Origin of the sequence: Citrobacter sp. Cpo069, assembly GCF_030332785.1 — a bacterium.
GTDB lineage: Bacteria > Pseudomonadota > Gammaproteobacteria > Enterobacterales > Enterobacteriaceae > Citrobacter > Citrobacter portucalensis.
The window spans coordinates 178,273-201,626 of sequence record NZ_JAOWHD010000051.1; the positions used below are offsets into that span (position 1 = coordinate 178,273).

The following is a 23,354-nucleotide window of genomic DNA, read 5'->3' on the forward strand; positions in this document are numbered from 1 at the left end:
AGAGCGGGACTACTCAACAATGATCACTTCAACACCGCTGCGGCGTAGTTCCTGCAAACTCTCCTCTGGGATACCTTCATCAACAATGATGGTATGGATCCTCTGGGTATCAATGATCTTATGCAGGCTGGAGCGGTTAAACTTCGTCGAGTCGGTAACAACAATAATACGTTCAGCCACTTCACACATCCGACGGTTGAGACGCGCTTCATCTTCGTTGTGCGTGCTAACACCACGCTCTAAATCAATAGCATCAACGCCAAGAAACAGCATGTCGAAGTGATAATTTTGTAGCGACTGCTCAGCCTGATCGCCATAAAACGATTGTGACTGACGACGCAAATGACCGCCGGTCATCAGCAGCTCAACCCCTTCGGCTTCCAGTAGCGCATTGGCGACATTCATACCGTTGGTCATAGCAATGACATTAGTATGCTGGCGCATAAGGCGGGCAATTTCATAGGTCGTGGTACCGGAGTCAAGGATCACGCGGTGTCCCGGTTGAATCAACTCTGCGGCGGCTCTGGCAATACTGCGTTTTACTGCCGTATTAAGTGAACTCTTATCTTCAACAGAAGGCTCCACAACAGGTGCATTGCTTTCGCAAATCAGCGCTCCGCCATAGGCACGTACCGCAATCCCCTGCTTTTCCAGAAAAGCGAGGTCGTTGCGAATAGTGACCGTGGAGACGCCAAAAAATAAGGAGAGATCGTTAACCTGAACGCTTCCCTGCTGCCGTAACCGCTGGATGATCTGCTCACGTCTTTCGCTGGTGCCAATAACGCGCTTGTCTGCAGAGGACTCGGTGTTACTCATAAGAAATCCTTTAGTTGAACCTTTCGTTTTATTTCGTTTTGTCTATTAACGCCTTTCTTTTGCGCGAATGCAAGCCCCGCAAGCAGGGAAGAGCCGGACGAACTTACGCTGAAACCTTTCATTGTGTTTCTTTTGTGAAACAGATCGGAAAACTATTATCTTTCGTTTTATTTTTATAACACCATGATGCAGTATTAAATGAAACAAAACGAAAGATTGATGTCGCAGTAATCTGACCTGGAGAGGAAAGTGAAACATCTAACTAAAATGGTCGAGCAGCATAAACGGGGGAAGGCAAATGGGATTTATGCCGTTTGTTCCGCGCATCCAATCGTACTGGAAGCCGCAATACGCTACGCCCATGCAAACCATACACCGCTGTTGATCGAAGCAACCTCTAATCAGGTTGACCAGTTTGGCGGCTATACAGGTATGACGCCAGCCGATTTTCGCAGTTTTGTCTGCCGATTAGCCGACTCGCTTGATTTTTCTCAGGATATGCTGATTCTCGGCGGAGACCATCTCGGGCCAAACCGTTGGCAAAATCTGCCTGCGGAACAGGCAATGGCCAATGCTGACGATCTGATCAAGAGCTATGTCGCCGCAGGCTTTAAAAAAATCCACCTCGATTGCAGCATGTCTTGTGCCAACGACCCGGTTCCACTGACGGATGAAATCGTCGCTGAGCGCGCCGCACGCCTGGCCAAAGTCGCCGAAGAAACCTGTATGGCACATTTTGGCGAGTCTGACCTGGTCTATGTGATTGGCACAGAAGTTCCGGTTCCTGGTGGCGCACACGAAGCGTTAACCGAACTGGCGGTAACAACGCCAGATGCCGCACGTGCAACGCTGCAGGCCCACTATCACGCCTTTGAAAAGCGCGGGCTGGAAGGTATATGGGCACGTATTATCGCCCTGGTCGTGCAACCTGGCGTTGAATTCGACCACACGCACATCATTGATTATCAACCGCAGAAAGCCGTGGCACTCAGCAAAATGGTGGAAGACTACGACACGCTGGTTTTTGAAGCGCATTCTACCGATTACCAAACGCCACAGTCCTTGCGCCAACTGGTGATAGACCACTTCGCTATTCTGAAAGTGGGACCCGCGCTTACCTTCGCCCTGCGCGAAGCGCTGTTTTCGTTAGCTGCCATTGAAGAAGAATTGCTGCCTGCAAAAGCCAGCTCGGGCCTGCGACATGTGCTGGAAAGCGTAATGCTTGATAGACCAGAGTACTGGCAGAGCCATTATCACGGTGATGGCAACGCACGCCGTCTGGCCCGTGGATACAGCTACTCTGATCGGGTTCGTTACTACTGGCCGGACAGCCAGATTGATGAAGCATTTGAACGTCTGGTACGTAACCTGGCGGACGACCCCATTCCACTACCGCTGATTAGCCAGTATTTACCTTTGCAGTACGTAAAAGTGCGCGAGGGAGATCTCAGCGCCACGCCGCGAGAACTCATCATTAACCATATTCAGGACATACTGCAGCAATATCACTGCGCCTGCCTGGGTGCTCCAGATCGTAACGCATAACAAAAAAGAGAAAAATACCATGCCAAACATTGTATTAAGTCGCATTGATGAACGTCTGATTCACGGTCAGGTTGGTGTGCAATGGGTCGGGTTTGCGGGGGCAAACCTGGTGCTGGTCGCTAATGATGAGGTGGCTGAAGATCCAGTGCAGCAAAACCTGATGGAAATGGTACTGGCAGAAGGGATCGCCGTACGCTTCTGGTCACTACAAAAAGTGATCGACAATATTCACCGTGCCGCCGATCGCCAGAAAATTCTGCTGGTCTGCAAATCGCCTGCGGATTTCTTCCGTCTGGTCGAAGGCGGTGTTCCTGTTAACCGTATCAACGTTGGCAATATGCACTACGCCAACGGCAAGCAACAAATCGCCAAAACGGTTTCTGTAGACGCTGCCGATATTACGGCGTTCAACGGGCTCAAAGCCGCTGGAGTGGAATGCTTCGTTCAGGGCGTTCCAACAGAACCCGCCCAGGACCTCTATAAACTTCTCTGAGGGATTCACAATGGAAATCAGTCTGTTGCAGGCTTTTGCGTTGGGTATTCTCGCCTTTATTGCAGGCCTGGATATGTTCAACGGGTTAACGCACATGCACCGCCCGGTTGTTCTCGGGCCGCTGGTCGGCCTGATTCTGGGCGATCTGCATACCGGTATTTTAACAGGTGGTACGCTGGAACTGGTGTGGATGGGTCTTGCCCCACTGGCGGGAGCTCAACCGCCAAACGTGATTATCGGCACTATCGTGGGAACCACGTTTGCCATAACGACCGGAGTGAAACCTGAAGTTGCCGTAGGTGTGGCGGTACCGTTCGCTGTAGCAGTACAGATGGGGATTACCTTCCTGTTCTCTGTGATGTCCGGGGTGATGGCTCGCTGCGATCGCATGGCAGCGAATGCCGATACCGCCGGGATTGAGAGGGTCAACTATCTGGCGTTGCTCGCGTTGGGGACCTTCTACTTTTTATGCGCGTTCCTGCCGATTTACTTTGGCGCGGAACATGCCAAAACCGCGATAGATGTTCTGCCGACGCGTCTGATTGACGGCCTGGGTGTGGCAGGCGGCATCATGCCAGCTATCGGCTTCGCCGTACTGCTGAAAATCATGATGAAAAACGTCTATATCCCCTACTTCATCCTGGGTTTTGTAGCAGCTGCCTGGCTCAAACTCCCTGTGCTGGCGATCGCCGCCGCAGCACTGGCAATGGCGCTGATCGATTTTCTGCGTAAATCACCTGAACCTACAGCTCCCGCAGCACAAAAAGAGGAATTCGAAGATGGCATCTAATCAAACGGCTCTGCCGAACGTTTCCGAAACCGAAGAAACGCTGCTGTCCGGCACCAATGAAAACGTCTACGAAGACCAGAATATCGGTGCCGAGCTGACGAAAAAAGATATCAACCGTGTTGCCTGGCGTTCAATGCTGTTGCAGGCCTCTTTTAACTACGAACGTATGCAGGCATCAGGATGGCTGTACGGCCTGTTACCTGCTCTGAAAAAGATCCATACCAATAAGCGCGATCTGGCGCGTTCGATGAAAGGCCATATGGGCTTCTTCAACACGCACCCGTTCCTGGTCACGTTTGTTATCGGGATTATCCTGGCGATGGAACGCTCCAAGCAGGATGTGAACAGTATTCAAAGCACCAAGATTGCCGTGGGTGCGCCGCTTGGCGGCATCGGCGATGCCATGTTCTGGTTAACGTTACTGCCTATTTGCGGCGGTATCGGGGCCAGCCTGGCGCTGCAAGGCTCTATTCTTGGTGCAGTTGTCTTTATTGTTATGTTCAACGTGGTTCATCTTGGTCTGCGCTTTGGGCTGGCACACTATGCTTATCGAATGGGCGTTGCTGCCATTCCGCTGATTAAAGCTAACACCAAAAAGGTTGGACATGCGGCATCCATCGTTGGGATGACGGTGATTGGTGCGCTGGTAGCGACCTATGTTCGCCTGAGCACTACGCTGGAAATCACTGCTGGCGATGCGGTAGTGAAACTGCAAACAGACGTGATAGACAAGCTGATGCCTGCTTTTTTGCCGCTGGTCTACACATTAACCATGTTCTGGCTGGTCCGCCGTGGCTGGAGTCCTCTGCGCCTTATCGCCATTACCGTGGTGCTCGGCGTCGTAGGTAAGTTCTGTCATTTCCTGTAAATATAAGGGGTTGTAGATGTTAGGTATTATTTTGACGGGTCATGGCGGGTTTGCCAGCGGAATGGAAAAAGCGATGAAACAGATTCTGGGTGAGCAGACTCAGTTCATTGCCATCGACTTTCCGGAAACCTCAACCACTGCCTTGCTCACCTCACAACTTGAACAGGCGGTGGGTGAACTGGATGCGCAGCAAGACATCGTGTTTCTGACTGATTTGTTGGGCGGAACGCCATTTCGCGTCGCTTCCACACTAGCCATGCAAAGGCAAGGTACTGAAGTGATCACCGGTACCAATCTACAACTGCTACTGGAGATGGTGCTGGAGCGCGACGACCTGAGCAGCGAAGCGTTTCGTTTGCAGGCGCTGGAGTGCGGGCACCGGGGTTTAACCAGCCTGGTGGACGAGCTGGGACGCTGCCGTGAGGAAAAGCCCGTTGAGGAAGGGATATGACACTGCTACTGCGCGCCAGACGTCTACTGACCGAACAGGGTTGGCTGGACGATCATCAATTGCATATTGAAGACGGTATCATTGCGGCAATAGAGCCAATTCCTTCCGGCGTTATGGTCCGCGATGCTGAACTGCTCTGTCCGGCATACATTGATACCCACGTACACGGGGGCGCGGGTGCCGATGTGATGGATGAAGCACCGGATACACTCGACAAACTGGCGATGCACAAAGCACGTGAAGGGGTAGCCAACTGGCTACCCACTACCGTCACCGCTCCATTACCGGATATTCACAAGGCGCTTGAGCGTATCGCCCATCGCTACCATTCCGGAGGGCCAGGCGCACAGGTGCTGGGCAGTTATCTTGAAGGCCCGTACTTTACGCCGCAGAACAAAGGGGCGCACCCGCCTGAGCTTTTCAGAGAACTGGAACTCAGTGAACTGGATGAACTGATTGCGATTTCCCAGCAAACATTGCGCGTCGTTGCGCTGGCACCAGAAAAACCCGGTGCATTGCAGGCCATCGAACATCTGAAGCAGCGCAACGTACGGGTGATGCTGGGACACAGCGCAGCTACCTGGGAACAAACCCGCGCAGCCTTTGACGCCGGCGCTGACGGACTGGTTCACTGCTACAACGGTATGACCGGCTTACATCATCGGGAGCCAGGAATGGTTGGCGCAGGGTTAACCGACCCTCGCGCCTGGCTGGAACTTATCGCTGACGGACACCATGTCCACCCGGCAGCCATGAAACTCTGCTGCTGTTGCGCCAAAGACAGGCTGGTGCTGATCACCGATGCCATGCAGGCTGCAGGAATGCCAGACGGACGCTATACACTCTGCGGTGAGGAGGTGGAAATGCACAGTGGTATTGTGCGTACCGCTTCCGGTGGCCTGGCTGGTAGCACGCTCTCGGTTGACGCAGCCGTACGTAATATGGTCGAGCTCACCGGGATAACGGCAGAAGAGGCAATTCATATGGCCTCTCTCCACCCCGCACGTCTGTTGGGTATCGATCGCCAACTGGGATCGTTAGCAGTGGGAAAACGTGCAGACGCGATCGCGCTCAATAGCGGGCTACATTTACAACAGATCTGGATTCAGGGTCAGGCTCTCCCCCTTTGACCTTTCATTTTGTCTCGTGTTGGCCTGCGGTCTTCGATCGCAAGGCCTTTCTTTTCCTTTCGCTTGAGTAAATACCTAACCATCCTACAACAAGCCTACTTCTTATAGATCAATAAGATAGCCACACCTTTCGTTCTCACGATCACAAATTTCGTTTTATTTCCTTTTGGATTATTGCTCTTTCGATTTCTTTCCTATAGATTTTAATCAATCGACAAGATGAACAAGTGAAACGAAACGAAAGATAGCGACATTCTCGCCAGCGTCTTATGTGGAATTTACAAGACTAAGGACTTAAGTTATGCCAGAAACCTATACCCCTGTTACCGCGGTAACGGGCACCTGGACCGAAGAAGAGATCCGTCAACAACCTGCCAGTTGGATCCGTTCCCTTACGAATATCGACAACATTCGATCTGCCATTGACAGCTTTCTCGCACCATTACTGCGCAAAAACGATCTGCGGATCATACTGACCGGGGCTGGAACATCAGCATTCATTGGCGACATCATCGCCCCCTGGCTGGCAAGCTATACCGGTAAAAACATCAGCGCTGTGCCGACCACCGATCTGGTCACCAATCCGATGGATTACCTGAATCCCGCACATCCGCTGCTGCTCATTTCTTTCGCTCGCTCAGGTAACAGCCCTGAAAGCGTTGCGGCAGTGGAACTGGCTAATCAGTTTGTGCCTGAGTGTTATCACATGCCGATCACTTGCAACGAAGCAGGTAGCCTCTATCAAAACGCAGTTGCAAGCGACAATGCCTTTGCTCTGTTAATGCCCGCAGAGACACATGACCGTGGCTTCGCGATGACCAGCAGCATTACCACCATGATGGCCAGCTGCCTGGCAGTATTTGCCCCAGAGAAAATCAACAGCCAGACCTTCCGTGACGTGGCCGATCGGTGCCAGACGATTCTGACTTCGCTGGGCGATTTCAGCGACGGTGTATTTGGCAATGAACCCTGGAAACGGATCGTTTACCTCGGTAGCGGTGGATTACAGGGAGCAGCGCGGGAATCGGCACTGAAAGTCCTGGAGCTGACTGCAGGCAAACTGGCCGCATTCTATGACTCCCCGACAGGCTTTCGTCACGGTCCAAAGTCACTGGTTGATAACGAAACGCTGGTAGTGGTCTTTGTTTCCAGCCATCCGTATACACGTCAATACGATCTCGATCTGCTGGCAGAGTTACGCCGCGATCGGCAGGCATTGCGGGTTGTCGCGATTGCCGCACAAACCCATGAGGTGATTGAAGCAGGCCCACATATTCTGCTGCCGCCAGCACGCTCTTTCATCGATATGGAATTGGCGTTCTGCTTCCTGATCTACGCCCAGGTTTTTGCTTTAACGCAATCCATCAATATCGGCAATACACCGGATACGCCTTCTGCCAGCGGCACTGTGAACCGCGTTGTACAGGGCGTTGTTATTCATCCCTGGAACGCCTAAAAGGATCGTTTTATGAGCATTATTTCCACGAAATACCTCCTGCTGGATGCCCAAAAAAAGGGCTATGCCGTACCCGCCTTTAACATTCATAACGCCGAAACGATCCAGGCGATCCTTGAAGTGTGCAATGAAATGCAATCGCCGGTGATCCTGGCAGGAACGCCGGGTACCTTTAAGCATATCGCGCTGGAAGAGATCTACGCGCTGTGCAGCGCTTATTCCACCAGCTACGGTATACCGCTGGCGCTGCACCTCGATCACCATGAGTCGCTGGACGACATTCGTCGTAAAGTGAATGCAGGAGTGCGCAGCGCAATGATTGACGGCAGCCACTTTCCGTTTGAAGAAAACGTGAAGCTGGTGAAATCCGTTGTGGATTTTTGCCATGCCAAAGATTGCAGCGTGGAAGCTGAGCTGGGTCGCCTCGGTGGCGTAGAAGATGATATGAGTGTGGATGCAGAAAGCGCCTTCCTCACCGATCCACAAGAAGCTAAACGGTTTGTTGAGCGTACTGGCGTAGATAGCCTTGCTGTTGCCATCGGCACAGCACACGGTTTGTACACCAAAACGCCCAAAATCGATTTTCAGCGGCTGGGTGAAATTCGTGAGGTAGTCGACGTTCCGCTGGTGCTGCATGGCGCAAGTGATGTCCCTGACGAATACGTCCGCCGCACGATCGAGCTTGGCGTTTGCAAAGTTAACGTCGCGACCGAACTGAAAATCGCTTTTGCCGATGCGGTCAAAGCGTGGTTTGCGGAGAATCCGCAGGGCAACGATCCCCGCTATTACATGCGGGTCGGTATGGATGCGATGAAAGAAGTGGTGCGTAGCAAAATCACTGTATGCGGGTCAGCAAACCGCTTATTAATCAGTGAAACTGCCGCTCAGTCTTAAGCACTGTGTTAGCTAATGGCCATACCCTTGTCGGTTTGGCCATCAGCAATCGGGCTTACTCTCCCTGCTGTTCCAGCGCGTGCTTATACAACGCATTCTTTTTCACGCCATGGATTTCAGCAGCCAGCGCGGCGGCCTTTTTCAGCGGCAGTTCTGCCTGCAATAAGGCCAATGTACGCAGCGCATCGGCAGGAAGATCGTCTTCCTGCGCTTTATGCCCTTCAACAATCAGCACCATTTCGCCTTTGCGACGGTTTTCATCTTCCTTGACCCACGCCAGCAGTTCACCAACCGGTGCACCGTGAATAGTTTCCCAGGTTTTGGTCAGCTCGCGCGCCAGCACCACGTAGCGGGATTCGCCCCACACAGCAACCATGTCTTCCAGGCTATCCAGCAAGCGGTGGGTAGATTCATAAAAAATAAGCGTACGCGGCTCGGCCTCAATGGCTTTCATCGCATCACGACGCCCTTTCGATTTGGCAGGCAGAAATCCTTCATAGCAAAAACGGTCTGAAGGCAGGCCTGCAGCGCTCAGGGCAGCAATCGCCGCACAAGGACCAGGCAGGGGAACAACGCGGATCCCTGCTTCACGACAGGTACGCACCAGATGGTAGCCAGGATCGTTAATCAGCGGCGTTCCGGCATCGGAAACCAGCGCAATGTTTTGTCCTTCTTTGAGCTTCGCGACCAGCGTTTCAGCCTTTTGCTGCTCGTTGTGGTCATGTAGCGCGAACAGACGCGCGTTAATCGCGAAGTGTTGTAACAATAATCCTGTATGACGAGTGTCTTCAGCGGCAATCAAATCAACGGCTTGTAAAACTTCGAGCGCTCGTTGGGTAATATCAGCCAAATTTCCTATAGGAGTAGGTACAATAAAGAGTTGGCCTTGAGAATTATCCGCCGATTCGTGTTGTTTCATTGTGTCGTCCGTATTGCCGATTTAATATTGAGCATTGAGTAAAAAAATATCACTGGATACAGTATGGTACCCTCAACATTTTCTCGTTTGAAAGCCGCACGCGCGCTACCAGTCATTCTGGCAGCACTGATTTTCGCAGGCTGTGGCACCCAGGCGCCAGACCAGAGTGCAGCCCATATGCAGGGCACTGCGCAGGCTGATTCCGGCTTTTATCTGCAACAAATGCAGCAAAGCTCAGATGATAGCAAGACCAACTGGCAATTACTCGCCATTCGTGCACTGCTGAAAGAAGGCAAGAGCCAGCAGGCTATCGAACTGTTTAACCAGCTACCGCAGAAGCTAAGCGATAACCAGCGTCGTGAGCAGTCACTGCTGGCCGTCGAGATTAAGCTCGCGCAGAAAGATGTCGCTGGCGCACAGGCCCTGCTGGATAAGTTAACTCCCGCCGATTTCGATCAAAACCAACAGGCACGCTACTGGCAGGCGCAAATCGACGTCAACCAGGGTCGCCCGTCTCTGACGCTGCTGCGCGCCCTGATCGCGCAGGAACCGCTGCTGGCCGCGAATGCTAAGCAGAAAAATATGGACGCCACCTGGCAGGCGCTGTCGTCCATGACCCAGGAGCAAGCGCAAGCGCTGGTCATCAATGCTGATGAAAACGTGCTGCAAGGCTGGCTGGATCTCCAGCGCGTCTGGTTCGATAACCGTAACGATCCGGACATGATGAAAGCTGGTATTGCGGACTGGCAGAAACGTTATCCGCAAAACCCAGGAGCAAAACTGTTACCAACACAGTTGGTTAACGTGCAGAGCTTTAAGCCCGCCTCCACCAGCAAAATCGCCCTGCTGTTACCACTGAACGGTCAGGCCGCTGTATTTGGCCGTACTATTCAGCAAGGCTTTGAAGCTGCGAAAAACATGGGCACTCAACCTGTTGCAGCCCCTGTTGCTGTCGCACCTGCCACAGTTCCAGCTGCCGCGACCACCACAGAACAGCCGCAAACGACTGACGGCGTTGCCAGCCCGTCTCAGGCGTCAGTAAGCGATCTGACCAACGAGACGCCGGCTCAGCCAGAAACACCTGCTGTGCAGCCCGCAGCACCCGCTCAGCCAACAACCGCCAGCGCACCGGCGAATCCATCCGCTGAGCTGAAAATCTACGACACTTCATCACAGCCGCTGAACCAGATCCTGACTCAGGTTCAGCAGGATGGCGCCAGCATCGTGGTTGGCCCACTGTTGAAGAACAATGTTGAAGAGCTGATGAAAAGCAACACGCCATTGAACGTCCTGGCGCTTAACCAGCCGGAGTCGGTGAAAAATCTGCCGAACGTCTGCTACTTCGCCCTGTCGCCAGAAGATGAAGCGCGCGACGCCGCACGCCACATCCGCGATCAGGGAAAACAGACGCCGCTGTTGTTGATTCCACGGAGTTCATTAGGCGATCGCGTTGCCAACGCCTTTGCACAGGAATGGCAAAAACTGGGTGGCGGCGTGGTATTGCAGCAGAAGTTCGGCTCCACCGCTGAACTTAAAATGGGCGTCAACGGCGGCTCGGGGATTTCCCTGACAGGCAGCCCGGTGGCCTCCTCTGTGCCAGCCCAACCCGGCGTGACGATTGGCGGTCTGACCATCCCGGCAGCACCTACCGATGCGCAAATCACCGGCGGCAGCGGTCGTGTTGATGCCGTGTATATTCTGGCGACGCCGGAAGAAATTGCATTTATTAAGCCGATGATCGCCATGCGCAACGGCAGCCAGAGCGGAGCAACGCTGTACGCCAGCTCTCGTAGTGCGCAGGGCACTGCCGGCCCGGATTTCCGTCTGGAGATGGAAGGTTTGCAGTACAGCGAAATTCCGATGCTGGCAGGCGCTAATGCGCCTCTTATGCAGCAGGCGCTTGGCGCGGTTCGTAACGACTACTCGCTGGCGCGTATGTATGCCATGGGTGTCGATGCCTGGTCCCTTGCCAACCACTTCTCGCAAATGCGTCAGGTGCAGGGTTTCGAAATTAACGGCAATACCGGGGCCTTAACCGCAACGCAGGATTGTGTGATTAACAGGAAGTTATCATGGCTCAAATACCAGCAAGGACAAGTCGTCCCCGCCAGTTAACGAGTAAACAGACCGGTGACGCGTGGGAATCCATCGCGCGTGACTGGCTGCTGAGCAAGGGACTGCATTTTATCGCCGCCAACGTGCGTGAACGTGGTGGCGAAATCGACCTGATAATGCGTGAAGGCAACACCACCGTATTTGTTGAGGTTCGCTACCGACGCTCAGCACAGTTCGGCGGTGCGGCGGCGAGTGTGACCCGGAGCAAACAACACAAATTATTACAGACCGCCCGCTTGTGGCTTGCGCGCCACAATGGGAGTTTTGATACTGTGGATTGCCGGTTCGATGTGTTAGCCTTCACCGGAAATGATGTTGAGTGGTTTAAGGACGCGTTCAACGACCGCTCATAGTTGAAGATTCAGAGCCTGGTTCTTAAGGATTAGCGTGTTAGATAGAATTAAAGTCTGCTTTACAGAAAGCATTCAAACTCAGATAGCTGCGGCTGAAGCACTTCCAGATGCAATCTCCCGTGCCGCCATGACGCTGGTTCAGTCCCTGCTCAATGGCAACAAAATTCTCTGTTGTGGTAATGGGACGTCCGCTGCCAACGCACAGCATTTTGCTGCCAGCATGATCAATCGTTTTGAAACAGAACGCCCAAGTTTACCTGCGATTGCACTAAATACTGATAATGTGGTCTTAACTGCGATTGCCAACGATCGCCTGCACGACGAAGTTTATGCAAAACAAGTCCGTGCGCTGGGACATGCAGGTGATGTTCTGCTGGCAATCTCTACGCGTGGTAATAGCCGCGATATCGTAAAAGCCGTTGAAGCCGCCGTGACACGCGACATGACAATCGTCGCGCTGACCGGGTATGACGGAGGGGAACTGGCCGGATTACTGGGGCCACAGGATGTTGAAATCCGTATTCCCTCACACCACAGCGCCCGCGTTCAGGAAATGCACATGCTGACGGTCAACTGCCTTTGCGATCTTATCGATAACACGCTTTTCCCTCACCAGGATGATTAAGGAGTACACATGAAGGCATTTTCGCCGCTTGCTGTGATTATCGCTGCACTGCTGCTGCAAGGCTGTGTCGCTGCCGCCGTTGTTGGAACTGCAGCTGTCGGGACTAAAGCCGCGACGGATCCTCGTAGTGTCGGCACCCAGGTTGATGACAGTACCCTGGAATTACGCGTCAATACGGCGTTGTCGAAAGATGCCCAGATCAAGAAAGAAGCGCGAATCAACGTGAGCGCATATCAGGGTAAAGTGCTGCTGGTCGGCCAGTCGCCGAATAGCGAACTGTCTGCGCGAGCAAAACAGATTGCGATGGGCGTAGAAGGTACGACTGAGGTCTTTAATGAGATCCGTCAGGGCCAGCCAATCGGTCTGGGCGATGCGTCCAACGATACCTGGATAACCACCAAAGTACGTTCCCAGTTACTGACCAGCGATCAGGTGAAATCCTCTAACGTGAAAGTAACGACTGAGAACGGGGAAGTGTTCCTGTTAGGTCTGGTGACCGAGCGTGAAGCGAAGGCGGCGGCGGATATCGCCAGCCGGGTAAGCGGCGTGAAACGCGTCACGACAGCCTTTACGTTTATTAAGTAACACGCCTGTAGATGGCATCTTATCCGGCCTACAGAACGTAATCGTTTGTAGGCCGGATAAGCGTCAGCGCCATTCGGCATTTTTTATTTAGCCCTTTCGCGTAGCTCGGAAGAGGTGAGGATCGAAACCCCGTCATGCCCAGGTGCCAGCGCTTCTGCCAGCATTGCCCGCGCAACATCGCGCGCTTCAATCGACTTCCAGTTACCCGGCAGCAACCTGAACAACGGCGCTAAAAACATCTCATTCGTCCGCTGTTTGTCCCTATCACCCAGTAGCATTGAAGGCCGGACAATCGTCAGCCGTGGCCAATTCTGCGCGATCAGCGCCTGCTCCATTTCACCTTTCACCCGATTATAAAAAAACGGTGAATTCGCATTGGCGCCCATCGAACTCACCACCAGCATATGCTGGGCACCTAACCTACGTCCCGTCAGGGCCGTATCTACCACCAGCGTGTAGTCAGCATGGATAAACGCCTCTTTGCTGCCCGCTTCACGCCGGGTTGTCCCCAAACAACAAAAGACAATATCGACCGGATCGGTGACCTGTGCCAAAGCATCGGTTAGCTGCGGATCATGGGGGTTATAGATACCAACCGTATCTGCCAGCGGTCGACGCGTTGGTGCCGTGATGGCATTGACCCGGGGTTCATTGAGCAGCATACGCAGCAAATGTCCGCCCACCAGCCCCGTGGCTCCCGTTATTAACACCTGACTCATCGCTTATCTTCCCAGGGTCTTCAATCACTCTTCTAACTATAGATCACGCAGCCAGTGCATCTTTTTACCGAAGCCCAGCGTGTTGTCCGTAAATTTAACTTCATCCAGTCGAATCTCCCATACGGGCGCTGGCAGCATTCTGGCGACGGGGAAACGGCGGTTGTAGGCTTTACGCGCGTCTTCGCTCTCCTGCCCTTCAAGACGCCGGATTTCCCCTTTAAACTGTACGCCACGAATCAGGGCGACGGTTTTAGGCTGACCGTTTACTGTACCGGCAATCGGCGCGCGTGGTCCAGACATCTGTGCATGCCGCGTTTTCTCTTCGGTCAGCACATAGAACACCATCTTCTGCGCATCAAACAGGTAAAACGCATTGGCGCACCATAATTCACCTTCATGGTGTACGCACCAGGTCACGACGTGCTGTTTTGCCAGCCAGCGAGACACCGCAGTCAGTGTTTCCATTTCTATTCTCTTTTATACTGTAGGCCTGAAAATTATCACGTCGATGGTAACAATGACACCCTGGTATCTGTACCTGATCCGTACCGCAGACAACGCCTTATACACCGGAATAACCACCGATGTGCAGCGCCGCTATAAGCAGCATCAAAATGGGAAAGGCGCGAAGGCGCTACGCGGAAAGGGGGAACTCACGTTGGCATTTGCGGCGCAGGTCGGCGACCGTTCGCTGGCCCTGCGCATAGAGTATCGCGTTAAACAGCTCACCAAGCGGCAGAAAGAGCGCCTTGTCGAAGGCGAAGGGTTTGCGGCGCTATTAAGCAGCCTGCAAACCCCGGAAGCTTAAAAGCGATTGAAGTGGTCGTGGTATTCCACAAGTCCCGTCACGCCATCCAGCGCATCGTCCGCCAGGCGATGAACCTGGAACGCGCTTTCGGTGCCCGGCCAGCGGCAACGCAGGTCATGATGGGCCGCCAGCTCAAAGCCAAAGCGGCTGTACAGGGCCGGATCACCCAGCGTAACCACCGCGGCGTAGCCAAACTCGTTCAGTGAATCGAGTCCTTCATAGACCAGCTGACGCGCCAGGCCCTGCCCCCGGTAATTTTCATCCACCGCGAGCGGCGCCATGCCGACCCATTGCAGATCTTCACCCTGAACATCGACTGGGCTGAACGCGACGTAACCCACTACCTGACCTTCGTCATCGGTAGCAACCAGACCCAGCGTTAAGAAACCATCTTCACGCAGGTCGTGCACTAATTTCGCTTCCGCATCGCTCTCAAATGAACGGCGCAGCAGAGCATCAATACCAGGGGCATCAATGGGAATTTCAACTCGAATCAGCATGGCTCACCTACCGAGGTCTGTTTGGTTTCTGGCGACGTTTTCATCCCCGCCTCAACAAAATCCGCCAACTGCATCAGCATGACGCGCAACGCTTTAGGCATCTGCTCCAGTTCGATGGCATCCATCAGATTTTTTACGTATAGCCCTAATTCTGTATCACCTTCAATCACCAGACGACGCTGGAAGAAAAGCGTATCCGGATCCTGCTTGCGGGCCACGATCATCAGCAGATCGCTGGCATCGGCGCTAAAACTCACATCCGCATCTGCATTCTGGCTGACGATAAGTTTATCGTTCTCAACAGAGGTATACCATTTGAGGTCAATGTCACGCACATGAATGCTCAGCCAGCGACCTTCGAGAAACTCCAGCTCCCCATCGGCCAGCGCCTGACTAAACTGCCAGCTCAGGACCTGCTCCAGAACCTGGCGCTTCAGCGCAAAGGGCGTCAGTTTAACTGGTACACTCATCAGAGAAGGACCAAATTGTACTAAGCGTGAACGCAGTTTATCCAACACGAGCTTTACTCCCTGTTTCAATAGTCCTGCTATTTTGCCATATCAAATAAACGACATAGCGGCATAAATCAACAATTCGATGCGAAATTGTTACCTCTTTATTGGTGTCACCAATACGACTTTAACTGCCTCAAATCAAAAATTGTCTCAGCAAGGTTAACTAAAATCCCCATTCGTTAACATTTCTGCGCCCATCACGGCGCAACGTTCAGGATAAATTATGGAGCTGCTCTGCCCTGCCGGAAACCTACCGGCGCTTAAGGCGGCCATCGAGAACGGCGCTGATGCTGTCTACATCGGGCTGAAAGATGATACCAACGCCCGTCATTTCGCCGGCCTTAATTTTACCGAGAAAAAATTGCAGGAAGCGGTGAGTTTTGTCCATCAGCACCGCCGTAAGCTGCACATTGCGATTAACACCTTTGCGCACCCGGATGGTTACGCGCGCTGGCAACGTGCCGTTGATATGGCTGCGCAACTGGGTGCAGACGCGCTGATCCTTGCCGACCTCGCCATGCTTGAGTATGCCGCAGAGCGCTACCCGCATATTGAGCGCCATGTCTCTGTTCAGGCATCTGCAACCAATGAAGAGGCAATTAATTTCTATCATCGCAATTTTGACGTCGCCCGCGTGGTGCTGCCGCGCGTGCTGTCTATTCATCAGGTGAAGCAGCTCGCTCGCGTCACGCCAGTTCCCCTGGAAGTGTTCGCCTTCGGTAGCCTGTGCATTATGGCGGAAGGCCGTTGCTATCTTTCGTCCTATCTGACGGGTGAGTCTCCTAATACGGTTGGTGCCTGCTCGCCTGCCCGTTTTGTCCGCTGGCAACAGACCCAACAAGGGCTGGAATCCCGTCTTAATGAAGTGCTGATCGACCGCTATCAGGACGGGGAAAACGCCGGTTATCCGACGCTATGCAAAGGCCGCTATCTGGTTGACGGCGAGCGTTACCATGCGCTGGAAGAACCCACCAGCCTGAACACGCTGGAGCTGCTGCCGGAACTACTGGCAGCCAATATTGCCTCGGTGAAAATCGAAGGTCGTCAGCGCAGCCCGGCCTATGTCAGTCAGGTGGCGAAAGTGTGGCGTCAGGCGATCGACCGCTGTATGGCCGACCCGCAAAACTACGTCCCGCAGGCCGCGTGGATGGAAACGCTCGGTTCTATGTCCGAAGGCACGCAGACCACGCTTGGCGCGTATCACCGTAAATGGCAGTGAGAGAAGCAATGAAATATTCCTTAGGGCCGGTGCTGTGGTACTGGCCGAAAGAAACGCTGGAAGATTTTTATCAGCAGGCTGCCGTAAGCCAGGCCGACGTTATCTATCTTGGCGAAGCGGTATGCAGTAAACGCCGCGCCACCAAAGTGGGCGACTGGCTCGATATGGCGAAATCGCTCGCTGGCAGCGGTAAACAGGTTGTGCTGTCAACACTGGCGCTGGTGCAGGCCTCTTCTGAACTGGGAGAGCTGAAGCGCTATGTCGAAAACGGTGACTTTCTGCTGGAAGCCAGCGATCTCGGCGTAGTAAACATGTGCGCCGAGCGTAAGCTGCCGTTTGTCGCCGGGCATGCGCTCAACTGCTACAACGCGGTTACCCTGCGTATCCTGCTCAAACAAGGCATGGTGCGCTGGTGTATACCGGTAGAGCTTTCCCGCGACTGGCTGGCAAACCTGCTCAACCAGTGTGATGAGCTGGGTATTCGCAATCAGTTTGAAGTTGAGGTGCTGAGCTACGGGCATCTGCCGCTGGCGTACTCTGCCCGCTGCTTTACCGCGCGCTCTGAAGACCGTCCAAAAGACGAGTGTGAAACCTGCTGCATCAAATATCCGAACGGGCGCGATGTGCTGTCGCAGGAGAATCAGCAGGTCTTTGTCCTCAACGGGATCCAGACCATGAGCGGCTATGTTTACAACCTCGGCAACGAACTGACATCGATGCAGGGGCTAGTTGATATTGTGCGTCTGTCCCCTTCAGGCACTGAAACATTCGCCATGCTCGACGCCTTCCGCGCCAATGAAAATGGCAGTGCTCCATTACCGCTTGCCGCCCACAGTGACTGTAACGGCTACTGGAAGCGACTGGCTGGACTGGAGCTGCAGGCCTAGCCGGATGCGGCATAAATGCCTTATCGGGCCTACAAATAGCGATCCCGTAGGCCCGATAAGCGCAGCGCCATCGGGCATGTTATATTCGGTGCCCGCCGTATAAAGCTCACTTTGTTAACAACATTCGCTAATCTTTAATGCAGTATTAAAAGATTAACCGGTAACAAAGTGAGCCGTTATGACTGACAAAACTATTCCGTTCTCGGTGCTGGATCTGGCGCCGATCCCTGAAGGATCCTCGGCAAAAGAGGCCTTCACACACTCGCTTGATCTCGCTCAACTGGCCGAAAAACGCGGCTACCACCGCTACTGGCTGGCGGAACATCACAACATGACCGGCATCGCCAGCGCAGCAACCTCAGTGCTGATTGGTTATCTGGCTGCCAATACCACCACGCTGCATCTCGGGTCTGGCGGCGTGATGTTGCCTAACCATTCGCCGCTGGTGATCGCCGAGCAGTTCGGTACCCTGAACACGCTATATCCGGGACGAATCGATCTCGGGCTTGGTCGCGCACCGGGCAGCGATCAACCAACCATGCGCGCACTGCGCCGCCATATGAGCGGTGATATCGATAACTTCCCACGCGACGTCGCTGAACTGGTGGACTGGTTCGACGCCCGCGATCCTAATCCCCATGTACGCCCGGTTCCCGGCTACGGCGAGCAGATCCCGGTCTGGTTATTAGGCTCCAGCCTGTACAGCGCACAACTGGCGGCCCAGCTTGGTCTGCCGTTTGCCTTCGCCTCGCACTTTGCCCCGGATATGCTGCATCAGGCGCTGCATTTGTATCGTACCCAGTTCAAACCCTCGGCGCGGCTGGCAAAACCGTATGCGATGGTGTGCATCAACATTATTGCCGCCGACAGCAATCGCGACGCCGAGTTTCTTTTCACCTCCATGCAGCAGGCATTTATGAAGCTGCGTCGTGGCGAAACCGGCCAGCTACCGCCGCCGGTAGAGAATATGCATCAGCTGTGGTCCGCTTCTGAGCAGTACGGCGTACAACAGGCGCTGAGCATGTCGCTGGTCGGTGATAAGGCAAAAGTGCGGCATGGTCTCGACGCCATTTTGCGTGAAACCCAAGCTGATGAGATTATGGTTAACGGTCAGATTTTTGATCATCAGGCACGCCTACATTCGTTTGATTTGGCGATGGATGTGAAGCAGGAATTATTGGGGTAGTGCGTTGCTTTGCCCGGTGGCGCTTCGCTTACCGGGCCTACTTGACCCTGTAGGCCGGATAAGGCGTAGCCGCCATCCGGCACAACAAAGTTACTGATAAACAGGCAACAGATTCACGCTCGAGAGAATATGGATAACCGCGTTGCCGATACCGAATACCAGGATCAGCGCAATCATCGGCTTACCGCCCCATACACGGAATTTCGGGCTACCGAAACGCTCGCGGGATTTACGTGCCAGCAGTGCCGGAACAATGGCGGCCCAGATGGTTGCCGCGAGTCCTGCATAGCCAATGGCGTACAGGAAACCGTTCGGCCACAGCAAGCCACCGATAATTGGTGGGACAAACGTCAGCAATGCCGTTTTGAAACGTCCCATTGCCGAGTCATCAAAGCCAAACAGATCCGCCAGATAGTCAAACAGACCGAGCGTAACGCCGAGGAATGAACTCGCCACCGCAAAGTTGGAGAACACCACCAGCAGCAGATCCAGACTGCGGCTGTTTAGTACACCGCTCAGCGCCTGTACCAGCACATCTATGTTACCGCCCTGCTGCGCAATACCGATAAACTCCGGACGCGGAATGTTACCCATCGTCCCCAGCAACCATACGGTATACAGCACCAGCGCCAGCAGCGTGCCGTACACCAGACACTTAACGATGGTCTTCGGATCTTTACCGTAGTACTTCATCAGGCTCGGGACGTTGCCGTGATAGCCGAATGAGGCCAGACAGAACGGCAGCGTCATCAGCAGGTACGGCGTATACGAAGCATTGCTTTCCGCCACGTTAAACAACGTTGTGGGCTGAACGTGTCCCAATAAGCTGCCGAAGGTCAGGAAAAAGGTAATCACCTTCGCGCCCAGCACAATTGCCGTCATGCGGCTCACCGCTTTGGTACTTAACCACACCACAAACGCCACCAGTAACGCAAAGCCAAGACCTGCCGCACGCGCCGGAACGTTCAACGACATCTCGGAGAAGGTGTGATGCAGGATCGACCCGCTCGCCGAGATATACGCGTAGGTCAGAATATAGAGAACGAAAGCAATCGAGATGCCGTTCACCACGTTCCAGCCTTTGCCCAGCAGATCTTTGGTAATGGTGTCGAAACTGGAGCCAATGCGGTAATTGAGGTTAGCTTCAAGGATCATCAGCCCGGAGTGCAGCATGCAGAACCAGGTAAAGATCAGCGCCGCCATTGACCAGAAGAACCACGCCCCGGACATGACCACTGGCAGAGAAAACATCCCCGCGCCAATAATGGTGCCGCCGATGATCACCACGCCGCCGAGCAGCGAAGGTGACGTTTGGGTGGTGGTTAGTGTTGCCATTTAGCCATCTCTCCAGTCATTTATATTGTGACTACATCTCAATGTGCTGCACTGTACCAGTACACGAGTACAATTGAAATAAAAAAAGCCCCGATTGTTGAGATCGGGGCCGTATATTTTACTTTACAGCTATAAAGCTAAAAGGCTTATGCATCACCGCCGAAACGACGACGACCAGCAGAGTCATCACGACGCGGAGCAGAAGAATCGTCACGACGCGGACCGCGGTTGCCTTCACGACGTTCGCCGCTGAAACGACGGCCATCGCCACGACCGCCTTCACGACGTTCGCCGCTAAAGTTACGACCTTCACCGCGACCGCCTTCACGACGCTCACCGCTGAAACGACCACCGCCACGACGCTCACCACCGGTGTGCGGAACTGCATCGCCAACCAGCTGCATGTTCATCGGCTTGTTCAGGATGCGAGTACGGGTAAAGTGCTGCAGCACGTCGCCCGGCATACCTTTCGGCAGTTCGATGGTGGAGTGGGAAGCAAACAGCTTGATGTTACCGATGTAACGGCTGCTGATATCACCTTCGTTAGCAATCGCACCAACGATATGACGAACTTCAACACCGTCATCACGGCCCACTTCAATGCGGTACAGCTGCATGTCACCAACGTCACGACGTTCACGACGCGGACGGTCTTCACCACCACGGTCATTACGGTCACGAGGGCCACGATCGTTACGGTCACGCGAACCACGGTCATCACGGTCGCGGAATTCGCGTTTCGGACGCATCGGCGCATCTGGCGGCAGGATCAGAGGACGTTCGCCCTGAGCCATTTTCAGCAGTGCAGCTGCCAGCGTTTCGATATCCAGTTCTTCTTCCGGCTGCATTTTCGCCAGCAGAGCACGGTACTGATCCAGATCGCTGCTTTCCAGCTGCTGCTGTACTTTAGCGGCGAATTTTTCCAGACGGCGTTTGCCCAGCAGATCTGCGTTCGGCAGTTCTACTTCCGGAATAGTCAGCTTCATGGTGCGTTCGATGTTACGCAGCAGACGACGCTCGCGGTTCTCAACGAACAGCAGCGCACGACCCGCACGACCCGCACGACCGGTACGGCCGATACGGTGAACGTAAGACTCGGAATCCATCGGGATGTCGTAGTTAACAACCAGACTGATACGCTCAACGTCCAGGCCACGGGCCGCAACGTCGGTTGCAATCAGAATATCCAGACGGCCATCTTTCAGACGCTCCAGAGTCTGCTCACGCAGGGACTGGTTCATGTCGCCGTTCAGTGCAGCGCTGCTATAACCGCTACGCTCCAGCGCTTCTGCTACTTCCAGGGTCGCATTTTTGGTACGTACGAAGATAATCGCCGCATCAAAGTCTTCTGCTTCCAGGAAACGCACCAGCGCTTCATTTTTACGCATGCCCCACACAGTCCAGTAGCTCTGGCTGATGTCAGGACGGGTAGTAACGCTGGACTGAATACGTACTTCCTGCGGCTCTTTCATAAAGCGGCGGGTAATACGACGAATCGCTTCCGGCATGGTTGCAGAGAACAGAGCGGTCTGATGACCTTCCGGGATCTGCGCCATGATGGTTTCAACGTCTTCGATGAAGCCCATACGCAGCATTTCGTCAGCTTCGTCCAGTACCAGACCGCTCAGTTTGGAAAGGTCCAGAGTACCGCGCTTCAGGTGATCCAGCAGACGACCCGGCGTACCGACGACGATCTGTGGCCCCTGACGCAGGGCACGTAATTGCACGTCATAACGCTGACCGCCGTACAGGGCAACCACGTTCACGCCGCGCATGTGTTTAGAGAAATCCGTCATGGCTTCTGCTACCTGAACCGCCAGTTCGCGGGTCGGTGCCAGCACCAGAATCTGAGGTGCCTTCAGCTCAGGATCAAGATTGTTGAGCAGCGGTAAAGAGAACGCTGCAGTTTTGCCGCTACCTGTCTGGGCCATACCCAGAACATCGCGGCCGCCCAGCAGATGCGGAATGCACTCTGCCTGGATTGGAGATGGTTTTTCGTAACCCAGATCGTTAAGGGCTTCAAGGATAGGAGCCTTCAGGCCCAGATCTGCAAAAGTGGTTTCGAATTCAGCCATGTAGTACGTGTGCCTCAAAATTAATGGCGGCCAGTCTACATAACTCATCATGAAATTGATCTGCAATTTTCATTGAAAAGTGTGAACCGGCTCAAAGTAGGTGTATTAACGAACAACAACGCCCTCACCCGTGAAGGTGATGGCAATCAAAAAAGATTACGGGCTGATGTGTACGTCAGCTATTGCTGGTCCGATTCTGCCAGGTCATCTTGGTCCTGGCCCAGGAGCGATAATTCCAACAATGCGTATCGGTGCTCAACAAAGTTATGAACGTTGTTAGCCACCGCCAGTTTGAACAATGCCGTAGCGTTGTCCAAATCCCCCAGACTTAGGTAGTACTTACCTAAATAGAAGTTGGTTTCACTGAGATGCTCAGCGAGCGAGGTGTTATCCGTTGCGTCCGCCTTCAGGCGTTCCATCAGCGTTGCTTCGCTAATGTTGCCCAGGTAGAACTCGACAATGTTCCATCCCCATTGCTCTTTATCCGATTTCTCAAAGCGTTGCTTCAACGCTTCTTTAGCCTGCTTCTCATCGAGCTTCTGCTCGGCAAGATAAAGCCACAGACTACGGAAAGGATCATTGGGATCGTCTTGATAAAACGCTAGCAGATCATCTTGCGCTAACTTGTCGCGACCGCCGTAATACAATGCGATACCGCGATTTAAGTGCGCGTAGTTGTAAGTTGGATCAAGCTCAAGTACAGAATCAAACGCTTCATAGGCAGCATCAAAATTGCCTGCCTGCGTTAAATATATACCTAAGTAATTGAATACTTCAGGCATATCTGGTCGGATTGCCAGCGCTTGTGAAAAATCATTTCGCGCCAATGCCCTCAGACCGAGACTATCATACAACACTCCGCGCTCATATAAAAGCTGTGCGCGTTCGTCATCGGTTAAAGCCCGACTGGCAAGAATTTGTTCCATACGTGCCAGAATCACTTCCTGCTGCAAAGTCGGTTGCAATGGTACTGCGAGGACTTCACTCTTTCGCCAGGCGGAATTACTGCATCCAGCCAGCGTGAGTGCTGTCGCAACGAAACACCAGCGCAAAAAAGGCTTCATTTCCCA

At 53.6% G+C, this 23,354-nt stretch carries 26 protein-coding genes; 16 read left to right on the top strand and 10 right to left on the bottom strand.

The genetic code is table 11. The features are described 5' to 3' along the window. Positions 1 to 9 precede the first annotated feature (9 nt). Positions 10 to 816 (bottom strand): DeoR family transcriptional regulator, encoded by an 807-nt coding sequence (locus tag OGY08_RS13620; RefSeq protein ID WP_003024922.1) that lies wholly within the window; start codon positions 814 to 816, stop codon positions 10 to 12. Between the two features lie 249 nt (positions 817 to 1,065). Between OGY08_RS13620 and kbaZ the strand changes: the two genes are divergently transcribed. The 8 genes from kbaZ (at position 1,066) to kbaY (ending at position 8,443) form a co-directional block, all read left to right on the top strand. Continuing rightward, the gene (kbaZ, locus tag OGY08_RS13625; RefSeq protein WP_020996349.1) at positions 1,066 to 2,361 is read left to right on the top strand and encodes a tagatose-bisphosphate aldolase subunit KbaZ; all 1,296 of its coding nucleotides are present in this window, start codon (positions 1,066 to 1,068) and stop codon (positions 2,359 to 2,361) included. 19 nt (positions 2,362 to 2,380) lie between these two features. After that, positions 2,381 to 2,854 (top strand): PTS N-acetylgalactosamine transporter subunit IIB, encoded by a 474-nt coding sequence (gene agaV / locus OGY08_RS13630; protein WP_003024925.1) that lies wholly within the window; start codon positions 2,381 to 2,383, stop codon positions 2,852 to 2,854. A gap of 10 nt (positions 2,855 to 2,864) precedes the next feature. Continuing rightward, positions 2,865 to 3,644 carry a PTS N-acetylgalactosamine transporter subunit IIC gene (gene agaW, locus OGY08_RS13635; protein WP_003839998.1) on the top strand — a complete coding sequence of 260 codons (780 nt, stop codon included), beginning with the start codon at positions 2,865 to 2,867 and terminating at the stop codon, positions 3,642 to 3,644. Next, positions 3,634 to 4,512 carry a PTS N-acetylgalactosamine transporter subunit IID gene (gene agaE / locus OGY08_RS13640; RefSeq protein WP_003024929.1) on the top strand — a complete coding sequence of 293 codons (879 nt, stop codon included), beginning with the start codon at positions 3,634 to 3,636 and terminating at the stop codon, positions 4,510 to 4,512. Before agaW ends, agaE begins: the two co-directional genes overlap by 11 nt. A 16-nt stretch (positions 4,513 to 4,528) precedes the next feature. Further along, positions 4,529 to 4,963, top strand: coding sequence for a PTS galactosamine/N-acetylgalactosamine transporter subunit IIA (gene agaF, locus OGY08_RS13645; RefSeq protein WP_008785899.1), 435 nt, complete (start codon positions 4,529 to 4,531; stop codon positions 4,961 to 4,963). Then, on the top strand, positions 4,960 to 6,093 hold the full coding sequence (nagA, locus tag OGY08_RS13650) for an N-acetylglucosamine-6-phosphate deacetylase (protein WP_060683142.1): 1,134 nt from the start codon (positions 4,960 to 4,962) through the stop codon (positions 6,091 to 6,093). Before agaF ends, nagA begins: the two co-directional genes overlap by 4 nt. Positions 6,094 to 6,394: 301 nt before the next feature. Next, entirely contained in the window at positions 6,395 to 7,549 is a 1,155-nt protein-coding gene (locus OGY08_RS13655; protein WP_286565904.1) for an AgaS family sugar isomerase, read from the top strand. Positions 7,550 to 7,561: 12 nt separating this feature from the next. Further along, positions 7,562 to 8,443, top strand: coding sequence for a tagatose-bisphosphate aldolase subunit KbaY (kbaY, locus tag OGY08_RS13660; RefSeq protein WP_048215473.1), 882 nt, complete (start codon positions 7,562 to 7,564; stop codon positions 8,441 to 8,443). 55 nt (positions 8,444 to 8,498) lie between these two features. Here kbaY and rsmI read toward each other — a convergent pair whose 3' ends face one another. Continuing rightward, on the bottom strand, positions 8,499 to 9,362 hold the full coding sequence (gene rsmI / locus OGY08_RS13665) for a 16S rRNA (cytidine(1402)-2'-O)-methyltransferase (protein ID WP_003024942.1): 864 nt from the start codon (positions 9,360 to 9,362) through the stop codon (positions 8,499 to 8,501). A 63-nt stretch (positions 9,363 to 9,425) separates the two neighbouring features. Between rsmI and OGY08_RS13670 the strand changes: the two genes are divergently transcribed. The 4 genes from OGY08_RS13670 to dolP are packed head-to-tail and all read left to right on the top strand — an operon-like array spanning position 9,426 to position 13,040. Further along, entirely contained in the window at positions 9,426 to 11,477 is a 2,052-nt protein-coding gene (locus OGY08_RS13670; RefSeq protein WP_286565905.1) for a penicillin-binding protein activator, read from the top strand. Next, positions 11,435 to 11,830, top strand: a complete 396-nt coding sequence (locus OGY08_RS13675; RefSeq protein ID WP_111464734.1) for a YraN family protein — start codon at positions 11,435 to 11,437, stop codon at positions 11,828 to 11,830. The genes OGY08_RS13670 and OGY08_RS13675 overlap by 43 nt, the downstream gene beginning before the upstream one ends. 34 nt (positions 11,831 to 11,864) lie before the next feature. After that, positions 11,865 to 12,455, top strand: a complete 591-nt coding sequence (gene diaA / locus OGY08_RS13680) for a DnaA initiator-associating protein DiaA (protein ID WP_003024948.1) — start codon at positions 11,865 to 11,867, stop codon at positions 12,453 to 12,455. A gap of 9 nt (positions 12,456 to 12,464) precedes the next feature. Next, the gene (gene dolP, locus OGY08_RS13685; RefSeq protein ID WP_008785904.1) at positions 12,465 to 13,040 is read left to right on the top strand and encodes a division/outer membrane stress-associated lipid-binding lipoprotein; all 576 of its coding nucleotides are present in this window, start codon (positions 12,465 to 12,467) and stop codon (positions 13,038 to 13,040) included. Between the two features lie 83 nt (positions 13,041 to 13,123). Here dolP and OGY08_RS13690 read toward each other — a convergent pair whose 3' ends face one another. Together OGY08_RS13690 and OGY08_RS13695 are read right to left on the bottom strand one after the other, a co-directional pair. Next, on the bottom strand, positions 13,124 to 13,759 hold the full coding sequence (locus OGY08_RS13690) for an NAD(P)H-binding protein (RefSeq protein WP_048236835.1): 636 nt from the start codon (positions 13,757 to 13,759) through the stop codon (positions 13,124 to 13,126). Positions 13,760 to 13,795: 36 nt separating this feature from the next. After that, positions 13,796 to 14,224 carry a YhbP family protein gene (locus tag OGY08_RS13695; protein ID WP_003828634.1) on the bottom strand — a complete coding sequence of 143 codons (429 nt, stop codon included), beginning with the start codon at positions 14,222 to 14,224 and terminating at the stop codon, positions 13,796 to 13,798. A 52-nt stretch (positions 14,225 to 14,276) separates the two neighbouring features. On the opposite strand from OGY08_RS13695, the gene OGY08_RS13700 reads away from it, so the two are divergent. Continuing rightward, a complete protein-coding gene (locus OGY08_RS13700) occupies positions 14,277 to 14,567 on the top strand; it encodes a GIY-YIG nuclease family protein (RefSeq protein ID WP_265639088.1) in 291 nt (96 codons plus the stop codon). Here the strand turns inward: OGY08_RS13700 and OGY08_RS13705 are convergent. After that, entirely contained in the window at positions 14,564 to 15,067 is a 504-nt protein-coding gene (locus OGY08_RS13705; protein ID WP_008785907.1) for a GNAT family N-acetyltransferase, read from the bottom strand. The genes OGY08_RS13700 and OGY08_RS13705 overlap by 4 nt on opposite strands. After that, positions 15,061 to 15,585: a ubiquinone anaerobic biosynthesis accessory factor UbiT gene (gene ubiT / locus OGY08_RS13710; protein WP_003828637.1), complete on the bottom strand. Its 525-nt coding sequence runs from the start codon at positions 15,583 to 15,585 to the stop codon at positions 15,061 to 15,063. The genes OGY08_RS13705 and ubiT overlap by 7 nt, the downstream gene beginning before the upstream one ends. A gap of 220 nt (positions 15,586 to 15,805) precedes the next feature. On the opposite strand from ubiT, the gene ubiU reads away from it, so the two are divergent. The 3 genes from ubiU to OGY08_RS13725 all read left to right on the top strand — a co-directional run bounded on the left by ubiU (position 15,806) and on the right by OGY08_RS13725 (position 18,874). Then, positions 15,806 to 16,801, top strand: coding sequence for a ubiquinone anaerobic biosynthesis protein UbiU (ubiU, locus tag OGY08_RS13715; RefSeq protein WP_003024971.1), 996 nt, complete (start codon positions 15,806 to 15,808; stop codon positions 16,799 to 16,801). Positions 16,802 to 16,809: 8 nt separating this feature from the next. Further along, positions 16,810 to 17,688, top strand: a complete 879-nt coding sequence (locus OGY08_RS13720) for a U32 family peptidase (protein ID WP_502873284.1) — start codon at positions 16,810 to 16,812, stop codon at positions 17,686 to 17,688. Between the two features lie 178 nt (positions 17,689 to 17,866). Further along, positions 17,867 to 18,874 (top strand): luciferase-like monooxygenase, encoded by a 1,008-nt coding sequence (locus tag OGY08_RS13725; protein ID WP_060683136.1) that lies wholly within the window; start codon positions 17,867 to 17,869, stop codon positions 18,872 to 18,874. A gap of 90 nt (positions 18,875 to 18,964) precedes the next feature. On the opposite strand, the gene mtr is transcribed toward OGY08_RS13725, so the two are convergent. From mtr to nlpI, 4 genes are all read right to left on the bottom strand, one after another. Further along, positions 18,965 to 20,209, bottom strand: coding sequence for a tryptophan permease (mtr, locus tag OGY08_RS13730; RefSeq protein ID WP_003828642.1), 1,245 nt, complete (start codon positions 20,207 to 20,209; stop codon positions 18,965 to 18,967). A gap of 146 nt (positions 20,210 to 20,355) precedes the next feature. After that, a complete protein-coding gene (locus OGY08_RS13735; protein WP_057067629.1) occupies positions 20,356 to 22,284 on the bottom strand; it encodes a DEAD/DEAH family ATP-dependent RNA helicase in 1,929 nt (642 codons plus the stop codon). Beyond that, positions 22,277 to 22,357 (bottom strand): protein YrbN, encoded by an 81-nt coding sequence (yrbN, locus tag OGY08_RS13740; RefSeq protein WP_010723222.1) that lies wholly within the window; start codon positions 22,355 to 22,357, stop codon positions 22,277 to 22,279. The genes OGY08_RS13735 and yrbN overlap by 8 nt, the downstream gene beginning before the upstream one ends. A 106-nt stretch (positions 22,358 to 22,463) precedes the next feature. After that, positions 22,464 to 23,348 (bottom strand): lipoprotein NlpI, encoded by an 885-nt coding sequence (gene nlpI / locus OGY08_RS13745; protein WP_003024982.1) that lies wholly within the window; start codon positions 23,346 to 23,348, stop codon positions 22,464 to 22,466. Between the last annotated feature and the right edge of the window lie 6 nt (positions 23,349 to 23,354).

What these genes read in the sequence shown, in the direction of transcription:
- OGY08_RS13695 (WP_003828634.1), bottom strand. Translation starts at nt 14,224, where the DNA reads ATGGAAACACTGACTGCGGTGTCTCGCTGGCTGGCAAAACAGCACGTC.
- OGY08_RS13675 (WP_111464734.1), top strand. Translation starts at nt 11,435, where the DNA reads ATGGCTCAAATACCAGCAAGGACAAGTCGTCCCCGCCAGTTAACGAGT.
- OGY08_RS13735 (WP_057067629.1), bottom strand. Translation starts at nt 22,284, where the DNA reads ATGGCTGAATTCGAAACCACTTTTGCAGATCTGGGCCTGAAGGCTCCT.
- OGY08_RS13725 (WP_060683136.1), top strand. Translation starts at nt 17,867, where the DNA reads ATGACTGACAAAACTATTCCGTTCTCGGTGCTGGATCTGGCGCCGATC.
- agaE (WP_003024929.1), top strand. Translation starts at nt 3,634, where the DNA reads ATGGCATCTAATCAAACGGCTCTGCCGAACGTTTCCGAAACCGAAGAA.
- nagA (WP_060683142.1), top strand. Translation starts at nt 4,960, where the DNA reads ATGACACTGCTACTGCGCGCCAGACGTCTACTGACCGAACAGGGTTGG.
- dolP (WP_008785904.1), top strand. Translation starts at nt 12,465, where the DNA reads ATGAAGGCATTTTCGCCGCTTGCTGTGATTATCGCTGCACTGCTGCTG.
- OGY08_RS13705 (WP_008785907.1), bottom strand. Translation starts at nt 15,067, where the DNA reads ATGCTGATTCGAGTTGAAATTCCCATTGATGCCCCTGGTATTGATGCT.
- OGY08_RS13620 (WP_003024922.1), bottom strand. Translation starts at nt 816, where the DNA reads ATGAGTAACACCGAGTCCTCTGCAGACAAGCGCGTTATTGGCACCAGC.
- agaV (WP_003024925.1), top strand. Translation starts at nt 2,381, where the DNA reads ATGCCAAACATTGTATTAAGTCGCATTGATGAACGTCTGATTCACGGT.
- agaW (WP_003839998.1), top strand. Translation starts at nt 2,865, where the DNA reads ATGGAAATCAGTCTGTTGCAGGCTTTTGCGTTGGGTATTCTCGCCTTT.
- OGY08_RS13670 (WP_286565905.1), top strand. Translation starts at nt 9,426, where the DNA reads ATGGTACCCTCAACATTTTCTCGTTTGAAAGCCGCACGCGCGCTACCA.
- OGY08_RS13690 (WP_048236835.1), bottom strand. Translation starts at nt 13,759, where the DNA reads ATGAGTCAGGTGTTAATAACGGGAGCCACGGGGCTGGTGGGCGGACAT.
- agaF (WP_008785899.1), top strand. Translation starts at nt 4,529, where the DNA reads ATGTTAGGTATTATTTTGACGGGTCATGGCGGGTTTGCCAGCGGAATG.
- nlpI (WP_003024982.1), bottom strand. Translation starts at nt 23,348, where the DNA reads ATGAAGCCTTTTTTGCGCTGGTGTTTCGTTGCGACAGCACTCACGCTG.
- OGY08_RS13655 (WP_286565904.1), top strand. Translation starts at nt 6,395, where the DNA reads ATGCCAGAAACCTATACCCCTGTTACCGCGGTAACGGGCACCTGGACC.
- yrbN (WP_010723222.1), bottom strand. Translation starts at nt 22,357, where the DNA reads ATGAAAATTGCAGATCAATTTCATGATGAGTTATGTAGACTGGCCGCC.
- kbaY (WP_048215473.1), top strand. Translation starts at nt 7,562, where the DNA reads ATGAGCATTATTTCCACGAAATACCTCCTGCTGGATGCCCAAAAAAAG.
- OGY08_RS13700 (WP_265639088.1), top strand. Translation starts at nt 14,277, where the DNA reads ATGACACCCTGGTATCTGTACCTGATCCGTACCGCAGACAACGCCTTA.
- mtr (WP_003828642.1), bottom strand. Translation starts at nt 20,209, where the DNA reads ATGGCAACACTAACCACCACCCAAACGTCACCTTCGCTGCTCGGCGGC.
- OGY08_RS13720 (WP_502873284.1), top strand. Translation starts at nt 16,810, where the DNA reads ATGAAATATTCCTTAGGGCCGGTGCTGTGGTACTGGCCGAAAGAAACG.
- ubiU (WP_003024971.1), top strand. Translation starts at nt 15,806, where the DNA reads ATGGAGCTGCTCTGCCCTGCCGGAAACCTACCGGCGCTTAAGGCGGCC.
- rsmI (WP_003024942.1), bottom strand. Translation starts at nt 9,362, where the DNA reads ATGAAACAACACGAATCGGCGGATAATTCTCAAGGCCAACTCTTTATT.